16 protein-coding genes are annotated in these 15,862 nt (G+C 60.9%); 10 read left to right on the forward strand and 6 right to left on the reverse strand.

Features of this window, described 5'->3' with window-relative positions; translation table 11 throughout:
- Together carB and carA are read right to left on the reverse strand one after the other, a co-directional pair.
- Positions 1-1,730, reverse strand: a 1,730-nt coding sequence (gene carB, locus PK789_RS07115) for a carbamoyl-phosphate synthase large subunit (RefSeq protein WP_324308035.1), incomplete at its 3' end; no start/stop codon positions are given.
- Entirely contained in the window at positions 1,723-2,868 is a 1,146-nt protein-coding gene (gene carA, locus PK789_RS07120; RefSeq protein ID WP_324308036.1) for a glutamine-hydrolyzing carbamoyl-phosphate synthase small subunit, read from the reverse strand. The genes carB and carA, both read right to left, overlap by 8 nt.
- Positions 2,869-3,066: 198 nt before the next feature.
- Between carA and fdxA the strand changes: the two genes are divergently transcribed.
- Positions 3,067-3,390: a ferredoxin FdxA gene (fdxA, locus tag PK789_RS07125; protein ID WP_324308038.1), complete on the forward strand. Its 324-nt coding sequence runs from the start codon at positions 3,067-3,069 to the stop codon at positions 3,388-3,390.
- An 85-nt stretch (positions 3,391-3,475) separates the two neighbouring features.
- Here the strand turns inward: fdxA and PK789_RS07130 are convergent, their stop codons facing one another.
- Together PK789_RS07130 and dapA are read right to left on the reverse strand one after the other, a co-directional pair.
- On the reverse strand, positions 3,476-3,985 hold the full coding sequence (locus PK789_RS07130; protein ID WP_324308040.1) for a hypothetical protein: 510 nt from the start codon (positions 3,983-3,985) through the stop codon (positions 3,476-3,478).
- 12 nt (positions 3,986-3,997) lie between these two features.
- Entirely contained in the window at positions 3,998-4,900 is a 903-nt protein-coding gene (gene dapA, locus PK789_RS07135) for a 4-hydroxy-tetrahydrodipicolinate synthase (protein WP_324308041.1), read from the reverse strand.
- 145 nt (positions 4,901-5,045) lie between these two features.
- Here dapA and PK789_RS07140 point away from each other — a divergent pair, with 145 nt between their 5' ends.
- The 4 genes from PK789_RS07140 to PK789_RS07155 all read left to right on the forward strand — a co-directional run bounded on the left by PK789_RS07140 (position 5,046) and on the right by PK789_RS07155 (position 8,269).
- Positions 5,046-5,648: a glycine cleavage system transcriptional repressor gene (locus PK789_RS07140; RefSeq protein WP_324308044.1), complete on the forward strand. Its 603-nt coding sequence runs from the start codon at positions 5,046-5,048 to the stop codon at positions 5,646-5,648.
- Positions 5,649-5,653: 5 nt separating this feature from the next.
- The gene (locus PK789_RS07145) at positions 5,654-6,124 is read left to right on the forward strand and encodes a peroxiredoxin (RefSeq protein ID WP_324308046.1); all 471 of its coding nucleotides are present in this window, start codon (positions 5,654-5,656) and stop codon (positions 6,122-6,124) included.
- Positions 6,125-6,206: 82 nt separating this feature from the next.
- Complete coding sequence (locus tag PK789_RS07150) at positions 6,207-7,604, forward strand: PhoH family protein (protein WP_324308048.1); 1,398 nt, start codon at positions 6,207-6,209, stop codon at positions 7,602-7,604.
- Positions 7,605-7,609: 5 nt separating this feature from the next.
- A complete protein-coding gene (locus PK789_RS07155) occupies positions 7,610-8,269 on the forward strand; it encodes a YoaK family protein (RefSeq protein WP_324308049.1) in 660 nt (219 codons plus the stop codon).
- An 8-nt stretch (positions 8,270-8,277) separates the two neighbouring features.
- Here PK789_RS07155 and fabB read toward each other — a convergent pair whose 3' ends face one another.
- Together fabB and fabA are read right to left on the reverse strand one after the other, a co-directional pair.
- Complete coding sequence (fabB, locus tag PK789_RS07160; RefSeq protein WP_324308051.1) at positions 8,278-9,486, reverse strand: beta-ketoacyl-ACP synthase I; 1,209 nt, start codon at positions 9,484-9,486, stop codon at positions 8,278-8,280.
- A gap of 1 nt (position 9,487) precedes the next feature.
- The gene (gene fabA / locus PK789_RS07165) at positions 9,488-10,003 is read right to left on the reverse strand and encodes a 3-hydroxyacyl-[acyl-carrier-protein] dehydratase FabA (RefSeq protein ID WP_324308093.1); all 516 of its coding nucleotides are present in this window, start codon (positions 10,001-10,003) and stop codon (positions 9,488-9,490) included.
- A gap of 223 nt (positions 10,004-10,226) precedes the next feature.
- Here fabA and zwf point away from each other — a divergent pair, with 223 nt between their 5' ends.
- The 5 genes from zwf to PK789_RS07190 are packed head-to-tail and all read left to right on the forward strand — an operon-like array spanning position 10,227 to position 15,852.
- A complete protein-coding gene (gene zwf / locus PK789_RS07170; RefSeq protein ID WP_324308053.1) occupies positions 10,227-11,669 on the forward strand; it encodes a glucose-6-phosphate dehydrogenase in 1,443 nt (480 codons plus the stop codon).
- Positions 11,670-11,679: 10 nt separating this feature from the next.
- Positions 11,680-12,381 (forward strand): 6-phosphogluconolactonase, encoded by a 702-nt coding sequence (pgl, locus tag PK789_RS07175; protein ID WP_324308055.1) that lies wholly within the window; start codon positions 11,680-11,682, stop codon positions 12,379-12,381.
- Positions 12,381-14,231, forward strand: a complete 1,851-nt coding sequence (gene edd, locus PK789_RS07180) for a phosphogluconate dehydratase (RefSeq protein WP_324308057.1) — start codon at positions 12,381-12,383, stop codon at positions 14,229-14,231. Before pgl ends, edd begins: the two co-directional genes overlap by 1 nt.
- Complete coding sequence (gene glk, locus PK789_RS07185) at positions 14,228-15,202, forward strand: glucokinase (protein WP_324308059.1); 975 nt, start codon at positions 14,228-14,230, stop codon at positions 15,200-15,202. The genes edd and glk overlap by 4 nt, the downstream gene beginning before the upstream one ends.
- A 2-nt stretch (positions 15,203-15,204) precedes the next feature.
- Positions 15,205-15,852, forward strand: coding sequence for a bifunctional 4-hydroxy-2-oxoglutarate aldolase/2-dehydro-3-deoxy-phosphogluconate aldolase (locus PK789_RS07190; protein WP_324308061.1), 648 nt, complete (start codon positions 15,205-15,207; stop codon positions 15,850-15,852).
- Positions 15,853-15,862 lie beyond the last annotated feature (10 nt).

Consider the following 15,862-nt stretch of genomic DNA (forward strand, 5'->3'; position numbering starts at 1 on the left):
TCGATGCCCTGGCCGATGCGGTTGGGGCCGCCACCCAGCACCATGATCTTTTTGCGATCACTGGGGTTGGCCTCGCACTCGTCCTCGTAAGTCGAATACAGATAGGCGGTGCTGGTGGCAAATTCGCCGGCGCAGCTATCCACCCGCTTGTACACCGGGCGCACCGCGAAGGCTTTGCGCAGCGCGCGCACCGCGGTTTCGTTGGTGCCGGCCAGTTGCGCAATGCGCGCATCGGAGAAGCCCATCCGCTTGAGGCCGCGCAGGCGCTTGGCATCCAGCCCATCCAGGCCGCGATGCACCACGTCGATTTCGGCATCGATCAATTCTTCGACCTGATCGAGGAACCACGGGTCAACGAATGACAGCGCGTGCACATCTTCCACGCTCATGCCGGCGCGAAACGCATCGGCGATGTGGAAGATGCGTTCCGGGCCCGGCTCTTTCAGCTCGCGGCGCAGCGTGCGCAGATCATCTTCGTTGACCAGATCCAGCCCGGTGGGATCCAGCCCGATCTTGCCGATTTCCAAACCACGCAGCGCTTTTTGCAGCGACTCCTGGAAACTGCGACCGATCGCCATCACTTCGCCCACCGACTTCATCTGGGTGGTCAGGCGCGCATCGGCGGCAGGGAATTTCTCAAAGGCAAAACGCGGAATCTTGGTGACGACATAGTCGATGGATGGCTCGAACGAAGCCGGGGTCAGGCCGCCGGTGATTTCATTCTTCAACTCATCCAAGGTGTAACCCACCGCCAGCTTGGCCGCCACTTTGGCAATCGGGAAGCCGGTGGCCTTGGACGCCAGCGCCGACGAGCGCGACACCCGCGGGTTCATTTCGATCACCACCACGCGGCCGTCTTTGGCATTGATACCGAACTGCACATTGCTGCCGCCGGTATCCACGCCAATCTTGCGCAGCACCGCGATCGAAGCATCGCGCAGGCGTTGGTATTCCTTGTCGGTCAGAGTTTGCGCGGGTGCAACGGTAATGCTGTCGCCGGTGTGCACGCCCATCGCGTCGAAGTTTTCAATGCTGCACACGATGATGCAGTTGTCGGCGGTGTCGCGCACCACTTCCATTTCAAACTCTTTCCAACCCAGCACCGATTCTTCGATCAGCACTTCGCCGGTGGGCGAAAGCTCCAAGCCGCGCTTGGTAATTTCTTCGAATTCTTCCTTGTTGTAGGCAATGCCGCCACCGGTGCCGCCCAAGGTAAAACTGGGCCGGATGATGGTGGGAAAGCCCACCTGCGCTTGAATCTCCAGCGCCTGCGCAAAGCTGCGTGCGACTTCTGATTTCGGGCTGGATAGGCCGATTTCAGACATCGCCTGCTTGAACAATTCGCGGTCTTCGGCCATGCGAATGGCTTCGCGCTTGGCACCGATCAACTCGACGTTGTACTTCTCCAGCACGCCATTGTCGGCCAAGTCCAGTGCACAGTTCAGCGCGGTTTGCCCGCCCATGGTGGGCAAGATGGCGTCGGGTTTTTCTTTGGCGATGATCTTTTCGACCGTCTGCCAATTGATCGGCTCGATATACACCGCGTCGGCCATGTCCGGGTCGGTCATGATGGTGGCCGGGTTGCTGTTGACCAGCACCACCCGATAGCCCTCGTCACGCAAGGCTTTGCAGGCCTGTGCGCCAGAGTAGTCGAACTCGCAAGCCTGCCCGATGACAATCGGGCCTGCGCCGATGATAAGGATTGTTTTTAAATCGCTGCGCTTAGGCATTGCTGTTGCTCTCCATCAAGGCAACGAATTTATCGAACAGCGGGGCCACGTCTTGCGGGCCGGGGCTGGCTTCGGGGTGGCCTTGGAAACTGAAGGCCGGGGCATCGGTCAACTCGATGCCTTGGTTGGTGCCATCGAACAACGAGCGATGGGTGACCCGCGCACGCGCCGGCAGCGTGGCCTCATCGATACAGAAGCCGTGATTTTGCGAGGTGATCATCACCCGCCCGCTGTCGAGGTCTTGCACCGGGTGGTTGGCACCGTGATGGCCGTGCGCCATCTTCACGGTCTGCGCGCCGATGGCCAAGCCCAAAAGCTGGTGACCCAAGCAGATGCCGTACAGCGGGATTTTGACGTTCAAAAATTCGCGGATGGCGGCAATCGCGTAATCGCACGGGGCCGGGTCGCCGGGGCCGTTGGACAAAAATACGCCATCGGGTTGCATCGCCAGCACCTCGGCGGCACTGGTTTGCGCCGGCACCACCTGCACATCGCAGCCGCGCTCAGCCAACATGCGCAGGATGTTGCGCTTGGCACCAAAATCGTAGGCGACGACTTTGAACTTCGGCGCCGCGCGCACCCAGTCATTGGCATCCAGATCCAACTGACCTTCGCTCCAGCGGTATGGCGCGGCAGTCGTCACCACCTTGGCCAAATCCATGTCTTTCAAGCCGGGAAACTTGCGCGCCGCTTCGATGGCGTGCTCGGCATCCAAGACGTCGTCATGCCGCGAAGCCGCCAGCAGCGCCGCGTTTTGTGCGCCGCGCTCGCGCAGGATGCGGGTCAATTTGCGGGTATCAATCCCGGCAATCGCCACAATGCCGCGCGCTTGCAGCCACTCGGGCAGCGGCGTCTGGCTGCGCCAGTTGCTGGGCCGGCGCGGCACGTCGCGCACGATCAGGCCCGAGGCCCAAACCTTGCCAGCTTCGTCGTCTTGCTCGGTGCAGCCGGTATTGCCGATATGCGGATAGGTCAGCGTGACCAGTTGTTGCGCGTAGGAGGGGTCGGTCAGGATTTCCTGATAGCCGGTCATGGCCGTGTTGAACACGGCCTCGCCCACGGACAAACCGGGTGCGCCCACGGAAATGCCCTCAAAGACGGTGCCGTCTTCAAGCGCTAAGAGTGCAGGATTCTTCAAGTGCGTCGCCTTGCGTCAGGTTGCAAGAAAGCGCCGAAGCGGGGCTACCGGTTCGGAGCGGAGGGGGTTTAGGCGAGGCGGAATTGTACCGGCAAGCGACCCTCAACGCTAGCGGCAGATAGGAACGCCAAGCAAGTTTCATCCACGCGCATTCGCGCTAAAATACTCAACTCGCTTGTTTGCGTCACGGAACCCGCCATGCCCTTCGTCGTCACCGAAAACTGCATCAAATGCAAGCACACCGATTGTGTCGAGGTGTGCCCGGTGGATTGTTTTCACGAAGGCCCCAATTTCTTGGTGATCGACCCCGATGAGTGCATCGATTGCACCTTGTGCGAGCCCGAATGCCCGGTGGGTGCGATCTACCCGGAAGAAGACGTTCCCGCCGGCCAAGAACTGTTTGTCGCTTTGAATGGCGAATTAGCCAAAGAATGGCCGGTGCTGACCGTGCGAAAAGACCCGCCGGCCGACCACGCCGAATGGGACGGCAAGCCGAACAAGCTGCCATTACTGGAACGCTGACATTCACGCGATGCCGTAGGCCAAAGCCTACAGCTGTCACCGTGTCGCGGCGGGCCCTGTTTGGCCCGCCTACGGTCGTCATCGATTACGGTGCGATTGCCGCCTTCAATACCGCAATCAACTTGCCCGCCGCATCGCCTGAGGGCGGCAGGCCGCGCGGATCCACCGCCGCCACGTAAAGCTTGTCGCCGGTTTTGGTCACCCGCACCAAGAATTTGCTGTCCAGATAATCGACATCGTATGTGCCCAAGATCTCGGCTTTGCTGGCAATCCGCACACCACTGGTTGCGGCCAGGACGTCGCCCAACTTCGCAAACACCACGTCGCGTTCGCCCGCTACCGCAAAACCGGTGGGGTTGCTGACCGGCTGTGCCGCAGCACTGGCGGTGTTGCCAGGACTTGCCGATGGCAGCGCCATCGCGCGGTCAAGCGCAGGGCGATCCAAGTCTGGCGGCACTTCCAGCGGGCGCAGCTCAGCACTTTGGGTGTACAGCTCGTTCTTTTTCTTGAACCAGTGGCAACCCGACAGACTGGTCACCAACAAAATGGCGACCAACGGGGTGGCGGCCTTGATCACGCGGGAAGTGCGGTGCATCTGGTTCTCCTGTCAGGCCGCGATGTTGCGGCTGCATTCTTCAAGTTGGGCAATGGTCGCATGCAGACGGTGGGCTTGTGCGACATGTGCAGATGATAGCGGTTGCAGCGGCAAACGCAGACCATGACCGATGCCTTGCAGCGCCAGCAAGGCTTTGACCGGGATCGGGTTCGATTCGAGCCCAAGAAAGTGATAAAGCTCGGCTAAACGGTCATCCAGCGCGCGTGCGCCAGCGGCGTCGCCGGCCTGCGCCAGTGCGCACAGCCGCGCAAAACTGGCCGGCACCACGTTGGAGGCCACTGACACCACACCATCGGCCCCTGCCAACATCGCACGCACGGCGGTGGGGTCATCCCCGCTGAACACAGCAAAGCCGTCCCGCCGCAGCGGCAACAGGGCTTCCATACGCTCGGCATCGGCCCGCGCTTCTTTGATGCCGATGATATTGGGATGTAACGACAACTCGCCGGTGGTTTGCGCGGCCATGTCACAGCCGGTACGCCCGGGGACGTTGTACAACAGCACCGGCAGCCCACCTTCGTCGGCCACTGCGCGAAAATGCGCCACCAACCCCGCCTGACTGGGCCGCACATACGGCGGCACCACCACCAAGGCAGCATCCGCCCCAAGTGCCGCCACACGCTGATTGAAGCGTATCGTTTTGGCGGTATTGGACTGCCCGGTACCGGCCAGCACCGGCATCCGCCCGGCGCTGAACGCCACCGCGCTGCGCAACAGTGCGTCGTATTCATCATCCAGCAACGCCGCCGCTTCACCGGTTGAGCCGGCAACCACGACCGCGCGGGTTCCCGCATCCAATTGCGCCTGCAACAGGCGCGTCCACGCGGGAAAATCAATGTCGCCTGCCGCCGTGAACGGCGTTGCCAGCGCGGTAATGCTGCCAGAAAGTTGCAAGGGATTTGACTCGCTTGGGGGCACAGCGGAACCGCTGCGCGTGTGGGGGAAACGGTGGGGCAAACGATGGTGGGCAACACGAATATCCGCATGATCTTACTTGCGGCCTCAAACCGCCGGCAAGTATGCTGCCCGCCATGTCATCATGCACTGGTGGCATTTCCCATTCGTTTCCCGGTACATCGCTTTGAGCAAGACTGCCGCCCGGCCTGCCCCCCAAGAAAACCACCTGCTGATTACCGCGTACACCACGCACCCGCAGACCCCGCTATTGGCGGTGACTCGCCGCATCGCCGAATCCGGCTGCAACCTGGTGGATACCCGGCTAGCGACGGTGGGACGCGATGTCTCGGTCACCGCGCTGGTGACCGGTTCGTGGGATGCCGTGGCCAAACTCGAAACCATGCTGACCAAGCTGGAGCGCGAGGAAGGCTTGAAGTTGATCTGGTACCGCACCGGCCCCAAGCCGATGCAGTCCAACCTGCTGCCCTATGTGGTGGAAGTCATCGCTGCCGACAAACCCGGCATCTTGTTCCAGCTGGCCGATTTTTTCGACCATCAGGGCATCACCATCGAAAGCCTGCACTGCGCGCGCTACCGGGCGATGCAGACCGGGGCTGACATGTTTTCGGCGCAATTGACCATTGGGGTACCCGCAGAAATGCATATCGCCGCGCTGCGCGATGATTTCCTCGAATTTTGTGATCATCTAAACCTTGACGCGATCATGGATCCCATGAAGTATTGAGGTCGATGAGCACCATCGGCGACCGCATCCCCGACCTGCCCCTTGCGCTTGCAAGCGGCAAGGCAGCCACGCTAGGCGATTACGCCGGCCACTGGCTGGTGCTCTACTTTTACCCCAAAGACAGCACGCCCGGTTGCACTACCGAAGGCTTGGACTTCAACGCCTTGCTGCCCAAGTTCAAACGCGCCGGTGCCACCGTGCTGGGCGTTTCGCGTGACTCACTGAAGTCCCATCAAAATTTCTGCGCAAAGCAAGGCTTCACATTCGACTTGGTCAGCGATGCGGATAGCACTCTATGCAATGCATTTGGCGTGATTCAACCGAAAAAACTCTATGGCCGTGAATACCTCGGCATCGTGCGCAGCACGTACTTGATCGACCCCGCCGGCGTCATCCGCCAGCAATGGCAGCCGGTCAAACTTGTCGGCCATGCACAGGCCGTGCTGGATGCATTACAGGCCGCACAAGCCAAGTGACCCACGCCCATTCCACATCACGCCACTGCCCCGCCCTGCGGGACGCGGTGGCCCGCTGTTTATCGCCCACAGGAGCCCACGCATGACCCACGGCAAGCGCATCTATGTGCTCGATACCAATGTGCTGATGCACGACCCCACCGCGCTGTTCAAATTTGAAGAACACGACGTCTATCTGCCAATGCAGGTGATGGAAGAGTTGGACAACGGCAAAAAAGGCACCAGCGAAGCCAGCCGCAATGCACGCCAAGTCAGTCGGTTTTTGAATGAACTGATCGAAGCCCACGGCAGCACCGACATCCGCCAAGGCGTGCGCTTGGCGCGCCCGCAGGGCTTGCAACTACGCGGCGCAGCCAGCGTTGGCCGGTTGTTGTTTCAAACCGGCGATTTCAATGCCGGCAAGCGTTTTGGCACGGTGATTCCGGACAACAACATCCTCGGCGCGATCTTGGTATTGAAAGAATCCGACCCCGGCGCGCCGGTGGTGTTTGTGTCCAAAGACATCAACCTGCGGATCAAAGCCTCGATTGCCGGGATTGAAAACGAGGACTATGAAAACGACCGCGCACTGGACGATTTCAACCTGCTCTACACCGGTGCCACCGTATTGCCCGAAGATTTTTGGCAACGCCACGGTAGTGAGTTGAAATCGTGGACCGACAAAGGCCGCACCTATTACCAAATCACCCGCAGCGAAGACGACGACTGGCATCCCAACCAATTCGTGTATTTGCCGGGCGATGAGCAATCGGAAATGAAGGTGGTCAAACTCGACCCCGACAACGTGACGTTGCGCATCGTCGATGACTATCGCCACAGCCAGCATTCGGTGTGGGGCATCACCGCGCGCAATCGCGAGCAAAATTTCGCGTTGAATGCGCTGATGGATCCGGATGTCGATTTTGTCACCCTGCTGGGCACCGCCGGCACCGGCAAAACCTTGCTGGCCTTGGCGGCGGGGCTTGCGCAAACGATGGATCAACAGCGCTACCGTGAGATCATCATGACCCGCGCCACCGTCAGCGTGGGCGAGGACATCGGCTTTTTGCCCGGCACTGAAGAAGAAAAAATGACCCCGTGGATGGGCGCACTCACCGACAACCTGGAAGTGCTCACGCATAACCAAGAAGGCGGTAGTTGGGGCCGCGCGGCCACCAATGACTTGCTGGCCTCGCGGATCAAAATTCGCTCGATGAACTTCATGCGCGGGCGCACCTTCCTGTCGCGCTACCTGATTTTGGACGAGGCACAAAACCTCACCCCCAAACAGATGAAAACCCTAGTCACCCGCGCCGGTCCCGGCACCAAGATCGTGTGCCTTGGCAATGTGCAACAGATCGACACGCCGTATCTGACCGAAACCACCTCGGGCCTGACCTACGCCGTGGATCGCTTCAAAGCTTGGGAACACAGCGCGCATGTCATCTTGCGTCGCGGTGAGCGCTCACGCTTGGCGGACTATGCGTCGGACGTGTTGTAGCGCCTGTGGGGGTCTATCTGCCACGCTGGGTATGGCTTGGTGCCGGCCTACTGGCCTGCGCCTCTGGCATGGTCAATGCGGTGGGTTACCTGGGATTTGAGCATCAAGCCATCACCCACCTGACCGGCACTACCACTTTGCTGGGTGGTGCATTAGCGCAAGGTGATACGCAGACCGCGCTGCACTTGGGTGGCGTGGCATTCGCCTTCCTGATGGGGGCGGCCATCAGCGGGATGATCGTGCAAGACAGCACTCTGCAGCTAGGCCGGCGCTACGGTGTCACCTTGGTACTAGTTGCACTACTACTGCTTTTAGCGATCCCGCTGTTTCAGCACAGCAACATCTTTGGTGCTCTGTTGGCGGCAACAGCCTGCGGCATGCAGAACGCAATGGCCACCACGTTCAGTGGTGCCGCAATCCGCACCAGTCATCTGTCGGGCATGTTTACCGACCTTGGCATCAGCATTGGCCATGCCCTGCGCGGCTTACCATTACAAAAACGCCGCCTACTGTTGAGCGTGCTGGTAATTTCAACCTTCTGCGCAGGTGCCACATTGGGCACGCTGCTATTCGCACACTTGCACTACATGGCGCTGGCCGTGCCCGCCAGCGCCATTGGTGTCACCGGGTTGAGTTATGCCTTATGGCGACAGTTACGCGGGTAACACCATCCTCACGCCCGTGCAAACACCAGCGCCGCATTGGTGCCGCCAAAGCCGAAGCTGTTGGACATCACCACGTCGAGTTGGGCATCGCGGCTTTCGCGCACGATCGGGTAGCCTTCCGCGCCCGGGTCAAGGTTGTCGATATTGGCAGAGCCCGCAATAAAGCCGTCACGCAGCATCAATAGGCAGTAGATGGCTTCGTGCACGCTGGCTGCGCCCAGTGAGTGGCCCGACAGTGCCTTGGTGGAAGACAGCGGCGGCATGGCGTCACCAAAGACTTCGCGCACGGCTTTCAGCTCCACCAAATCACCTAGCGGCGTGGAGGTGCCGTGAGTGTTGAGGTAGTCCACCTTCTGGTTCACACCTTGCAACGCCATTTGCATGCAGCGCACCGCGCCTTCGCCGCTGGGTGCCACCATGTCGGCACCGTCGGAGGTGACGCCATAGCCGATCAATTCAGCATGGATCCGTGCGCCGCGCGCGATGGCGTGATCCCAATCTTCCAACACCAACATGCCGCCGCCGCTACCGATGACGAAGCCATCGCGGTTTGCATCGTAGGGGCGTGAGGCGGTTTGCGGGGTGTCATTGTGACCCGATGACAACGCGCCCATGGCGTCGAACATCACCGTCATCGTCCAGTCCAAATCTTCACCACCACCGGCAAACACGATGTCTTGTGCGCCGTGGCGAATCAGATCGGCAGCCGCACCGATGCAATGCGCGGAGGTGGCACAGGCGGCGCTGATCGAATAACTCAGGCCTTTGATTTTGAATGCAGTCGCCAGGTTGGCCGACACCGTGGAGCACATCGTGCGCGGCACCATGTAGGGCCCCACTTTGCGCACGCCGCGCTCGCGCAAGAGGTCGGCGGTTTCCACCTGCCAGCGACTGGAGCCGCCGCCGGAGCCTGCAATCAGGCCGGTGCGTACATTCGAGACGTGTTCATCGCTCAAACCCGCATCGACGATCGCATCGCGCAGCGCCACATAGCTATAGGCCGCCGCATCGCTCATGAAACGCTTCAATTTGCGGTCGATCACGGCATCCAGATCAAGATCGACCGCGCCACCGACCTGACTGCGCAGGCCGCGCTCCACCGAGTCTTGCAGCGTGCGGATACCCGCGCGACTTTCGCGCAGTGCCAACGACACGGTCTCCAGATCATTGCCCAAGCACGAGGTAATGCCCATGCCGGTAATCGCGATGCGACGCATCTCAAGTGCCCTCTGTCGAATTGAACAAACCCACGCGCAAATCTTTGGCAACGTAGATTTCTTGCCCGTCCACCAAGGTACGGGCATCGGCCTGCGCCATCACCAATTTGCGATTGATCACGCGGGTGACGTCGATTTCGTAGGTGACGGTTTTCGCGGTGGGCAGCACTTGCCCACTGAATTTAACCTCCCCGCAGCCCAGCGCGCGGCCGCGCCCGGGTGCGCCCAACCAGGTCAGGTAAAATCCCACCAACTGCCACATGGCATCTAGGCCCAAGCAGCCGGGCATCACCGGGTCGCCAATGAAATGGCACTGGAAAAACCACAAATCCGGGTGAATATCCAGCTCGGCACGCACAAAGCCTTTGCCGTGGCTGCCACCGTTGTCGCTGATGTCGACGATACGGTCGAACATCAACATCGGATCCGACGGCAAACGCGCCGTGCTATTGGGGAATAATTCGCCGCGGGCGCTGGCCAGCAACTGCTCGCGAGTAAACGATGACGCACGGGTCATGGACTGGCCCAAGGGGAAATTGGGAAGTGTAAACGCGAAGTGCGTACATACCTATACGTATTGCCGCGCTTCTTGCTGAATAACGAACCTTTTACGGATTGCCCGGGTAAAACAAAAATGAAATCGTGTGCACTGCAACATTCCCCCCTCAAAGCGTATTAAGCTCCAAGCACATCCTCATCTTCGGAACGCTTCCGTGACGCAAGCCGCGCCTGCTTCGTTGTTGACCATTTTTGGAGCCACGGGTGATCTCTCCCGTCGCATGTTGCTGCCCTCGCTGTACGGCCTGCATAGCGAAAATTTGTTGCCGCAACGCATGCGCATTCTTGGTACTGCGCGCAGTGAATTGGATCAAGCGGGGTTTTCGCACCTGGTGGCGACCAGCCTGAACGAATTTGTCCCTGCCGCACAACGCAACGATGCCACCGTGCGCAGCCTACTGGAGCGTATCGACTACCAACCCGCAAGCGCTGATGACGATGCCTCGATGGCCAGCTTGGTGGCCAAGGTGGATGCGCTGCGCAATGGTGATGTGCTCTACCACATGAGCACCGCGCCAAAATTCTACGGCCCGGCTTGCCAAGCGCTGGCTGCGCATGGTGCCGCCGGCGCAGGCACCCGGGTAATGTTGGAAAAACCCATCGGCAAGGATTTGGCCAGTGCCATCGCCATCAACGATGCGGTGGCCAAGGCGTTTGATGAGGAACGCATCTTTCGCACCGATCACTACCTTGGCAAAGAAGGTGTGCAAAACCTCATTGCGCTGCGCTTTGGTAATGCGTTGTTCGAGCCCCTATGGAACGCGCGCCACATCGCGCAAGTGCAGATCACCGTGGGCGAAACCGTGGGTGTGGAAGGCCGCGGCGACTATTACGATGAATCCGGCGCGATGCGCGACATGCTGCAAAACCATCTGCTGCAACTGCTCTGCCTTGTCGCGATGGAGCCGCCGGCACGGTTTGAACCCACCGCCGTGCGCAACGAAAAAATCAAAGTGCTGCGCTCGCTGCGTGCGATCAATGCCAGCAATGTGAGCACCGAGTCGGTGCCCGGCCAATATAGTGCCGGTGCCAGCAATGGCGTGGCGGTGCCCGGTTATGCCGAAGAATTGGGCCACAGCAGCCGCACCGAAACCTTCGTGGCGCTGCGTGCGCACGTGGACAACTGGCGCTGGTCGGGGGTGCCGTTTTATTTGCGCACCGGCAAGCGCTTGCCCTCGCGCAGCACCGAGATTTACATCCAATTTCGCAAAGTGCCCTATTCCATTTTTGGTGGACCGGCTGCCGCCGATATGCAACCCAATGGTTTGCTGATTCGCTTGCAACCCGAGGAGCGCATCGAAATGGAATTGATGAGCAAAACCCCGGGGCTGGACCGGCAGGGTCTGCGTCTGTCGCAGGTCGCGCTGGATCTGGATTTTCACGAAGAGTTCGCCAACGCACGCAAGCGTATTGCTTACGAGCGCCTGTATTTGGATGCGATCGAAGGCAATAGCACCTTGTTTGTGCGCCGCGACGAAACCGAAGCCGCGTGGCAATGGGTGGATGCCATTCTGGATGGCTGGCGCGACGCCGGCATGGTGCCCAAACCCTACCCTGCTGGCACATGGGGGCCCAGCGCCACGGTGTCCTTGGTTGATCGACTTGGCCACACCTGGCGTGAGTAAGGTGCAGACGATGGGCTGGGTTGAACACGATTATCCCAACACCGCCGCACTGGTGGCTAATGTGTCGGCCCTATTTGAAACTGCCTGCCGCGATGCCATCGGCGCACGCGGCCATGCCGTATTGGCACTGGCCGGCGGCCGCACGCCGCTGCCGATTTATGCGCATCTGGCCAATGCAGGCTTGGGGGGCGCGATTGCGGTCATCCCCACCGACGAGCGCTGCGTGCCGCACGCGCACGCGGCCTGCAATTTACGCAATCTGCGCGCGGCGTTTGCCAGCGATGCAGATGTGCACGTGCAGGCCATGACCACCGAAGATGGCGACATCGCAGCGTCACTGACCACCGCCTGCACATGGCTGGCACAACACCCGCAGCCATTTGATGCCGCATTGATCGGTATGGGGGGCGATGGGCATTTTGCCTCGCTGTTCCCGGGTGCGGCCAATCTGGCAGAAGGCTTGGCCTTGGATCGCGGCGTCGATGCGGTTGCCACCGTGCCCAACCCCTTGCCGCCCGAAGCACCATTTGCGCGCATCAGTCTGACCCTGCCGCGCCTGCTGCACGCCCGCGCCATCCATGTGGTGGTGACCGGCGAGGACAAGCGCCAAGTGCTGCGCCACGCGCAACAACATCCGCATTGCGCTTATCCCATTGCCGCGCTACTGCATGCCGGCAACGCCACCCCTATCCATATCCACTGGAGCCCCTAATGCCCACCGCCGCGCTGCATTCTGTCGTTGAACGTGTCACCGCTCGCATCACCGAACGCAGCCGGGCATTGCGCAGCGACTATCTGGCACGGATGGATGCAGCGCGCCAAGCCGGCCCCTACCGCTACAAACTATCGTGCGGCAATCAGGCGCATGGCTTTGCTGCATCCGGCGACGACAAGCCCGCGTTGCGCTACGGCAAGGGCGGCAATCTCGGCATTGTCACCGCCTACAACGACATGCTCAGTGCGCATCAACCGATGGAGCACTACCCGGCACTGATCCGCATGGCCGCACGCAATGCCGGTGGCAGTGCGCAGGTAGCCGGTGGTGTGCCGGCGATGTGCGATGGCGTCACCCAAGGCCGTGCCGGCATGGAGTTGTCGTTGTTCTCGCGAGATGTCATTGCGATGGCCACCGCGGTTTCGCTATCGCACGACACCTTTGATGCCGCACTGATGCTGGGTGTGTGCGACAAAATCGTGCCTGGCTTATTGATTGGCGCACTCAGTTTTGGCCATTTGCCGGTCATTTTTGTGCCCGCAGGGCCGATGCCATCGGGCATCCCCAACAAACAAAAAGCTGAGGTGCGCCAACGTTATGCGCTGGGGCAGGCCAGCCAGGACGAATTGATGGACGCCGAAGCCGCGTCGTATCACGCGCCCGGCACTTGCACCTTCTACGGCACCGCCAACTCCAATCAAATGTTGATGGAAGTGATGGGTCTGCATATGCCTGGTAGCGCCTTTGTGCCGCCCAATACACCGCTGCGCGATGCGCTGACGGTGGCGGCGGCCGAACACGTGCTGCACCACACCGCGCTGGGCGAGCACTACCGCCCGTTGGCGCAGGTGGTCAATGAGAAAGCCATCGTCAATGCGATGGTGGGGTTGGCCGCCACCGGTGGCTCCACCAATCACGCCCTGCACCTGGTGGCGATTGCGCGCGCAGCCGGCATCCTCATCAACTGGACTGACTTGGATGAATTGTCGAAAGCCACGCCGCTGCTAGCACGCGTGTATCCCAATGGGTCGGCCGATGTGAATCACTTCGAAGCCGCCGGCGGCATGGGTTTTGTGATCCGCGAACTCTTGGATGCCGGCCTGCTACACGCCGACCTGCTGTGCGCGCATGGCGGTGATTTGTACCAACAAGCGCAGCAACCCTATCTGCAAGATTTGCAATTGTGCTGGCGTGAACCGCCGACACAGTCACTCAATACCGACATCGTGCGCGGCATCGCCCAACCGTTTGATAGTGAAGGCGGTCTGCGCTGCCTGAGCGGTAATCTGGGCCGCGCGGTGGTGAAAATTTCGGCGGTGGCCCCGCAATACCGCAAGCACCAAGCGTCGGTGCGCATCTTCGAATCACAAGATGCACTGATCGCCGCATTCAAAGCTGGTGCACTGGACCCGCATACACACTTCGATGGCAACTTCATCGCGGTGGTGCGCGGCCAAGGGCCACGCGCCAACGGCATGCCCGAGCTGCACAAACTCACCCCTACTCTGGCCGCCCTGCAAGACCGTGGCCAGCGCGTGGCCTTACTCACCGATGGCCGCATGTCGGGGGCCTCTGGCAAGGTATTAGCCGCCATCCACGTCACCCCCGAAGCCGCCGATGCCGGTGCGCTGGCCAAGCTGCGTGAGGGCGATATCGTGTGCATCGACGCCGACGCCGGCAGCATGGAGGCCTTGGTGGATGCCAGTGAATGGAATGCGCGCACTGCCACAGCGCTGGATGTGTCTAGCAACCAGCACGGCATGGGCCGCGAGTTATTTGGCCTGATGCGCCAGCAGGTGGGCTCTGCCGAACACGGTGCTAGCGCGTTATTTGGGCCGCTCAAATGAACGCATCTGCATTCGCTTTGGTGGGCGATATCGGCGGTACCAATGCCCGCTTCGCACTGGTGGATTTAAGCGTACCGAACATCGAGCTGCGTGAATCCAAATCACTACCCAACGCCGATTTCGCCAGCCTGCAACACGCCATCGAGCACTACCTTGCCAGCGTGTCCTACCAACCGACACGCGCGGCGTTGGCGGTGGCCTGCCCAGTGGGGCAAGACGAAATTCGCCTGACCAATCGCGCGTGGTCGTTTTCACGCCGCGAGCTACAATCCACCTTGGGCTTGTCTGAGTTGCGCATGCTCAACGATTTTGGCGCGGTGGCATGGGCTGTTCCGGCATTACAGGCTGATGACCTGGTGACGCTTCACGGCCACTTCGAAGCGCCGTTGCAAGCGCCGGTCAGTGTGCTGGGCCCCGGTACCGGGCTCGGTGTGGCGCTGCTTGTCGGCGCAGCACAACACGGTTGGCACGTCGTGGAAACCGAGGGCGGGCATATTGGTTTTGCCCCTGTCGGGGATGAAGAGCGCGCCATTGCCGCATGGCTTACGGCGCAACATGGCCGCACCTCCACCGAACGCCTGCTATGCGGCAAAGGTCTGTCAGAAATCGACGCCGTTCTGCGCGGTGAAGATGCCCTGCATGCGCCGCACTTGCGTGATCCTGCAGATATCGTCAACGCTGCATTGGATGGCCACGACCAAACCGCACGGCAAGCACTGGCGCGTTTTTGCGCGGTTCTTGGCAGCGTAGCCGGCGACTGTGCGCTCATCCAGGGTGCGCGTAGCGTCGTGATTGCCGGTGGCATCATTCCACGTTTCATCCCATTCCTGCGCAGCAGTGCCTTCCGCGAACGCTTTTTAGCCAAAGGCCGGATGGCCGCATTGCTGGAATCTGTACCCATCCACGTCATCACCCATCCACACCCCGGCTTGCTGGGTGCCGCCTGCGCACTGCGCGCCACGGAGTCTTGAACATGTTAGATACCGCCCGCCACAATGCATTGGTCGATGCCGTGTTCGCCCGCGCACCGGTGGTGCCGGTGATTACCATCGAACGCCTGGAAGACGCCATCCCTCTATGCCGCGCCTTGGCCGACAATGGCCTGCCGGTACTCGAAGTGACCCTGCGCACCGCCTGCGCACTCGACGCCATCGCCCTGTTGGCGCGCGAATTGCCGCAAGCCTGCGTGGGCGCAGGCACGGTATTGCATGCGCGTGATTTGGATGCCGTGACTAAGGCCGGCGCTGCGTTTGCCATTTCGCCGGGCGTCACCGATACGCTGTACACCGCCGCCAAAGACTGCGCCACGCCACTGATTCCCGGGATTGCCACCGCCGGTGAATTGATGCGCGGGCTGGAGCACGGCTGGCAGCGCTTCAAATTCTTCCCTGCCGAAGCCAGCGGCGGCGTGGCTGCACTCAAAGGCTTTGCCGGCCCGCTGCCAATGGCGCGGTTTTGCCCCACCGGCGGCATCGACTTGGCCAAAGCACCGTCCTACCTTGCGCTGCCCAATGTGGCGTGTGTGGGTGGGTCATGGATGCTGCCGAATGCAGCTATCGCAGCGCACGATTGGGAGCGCATCGGCGCATTGGCACGCGAGGCTGCGCAGCTTCCGCGCTAAGCCGCCGCCG

Origin of the sequence: Thermomonas sp. (assembly GCF_035369645.1) — a bacterium.
Taxonomy (GTDB): domain Bacteria; phylum Pseudomonadota; class Gammaproteobacteria; order Xanthomonadales; family Xanthomonadaceae; genus Thermomonas.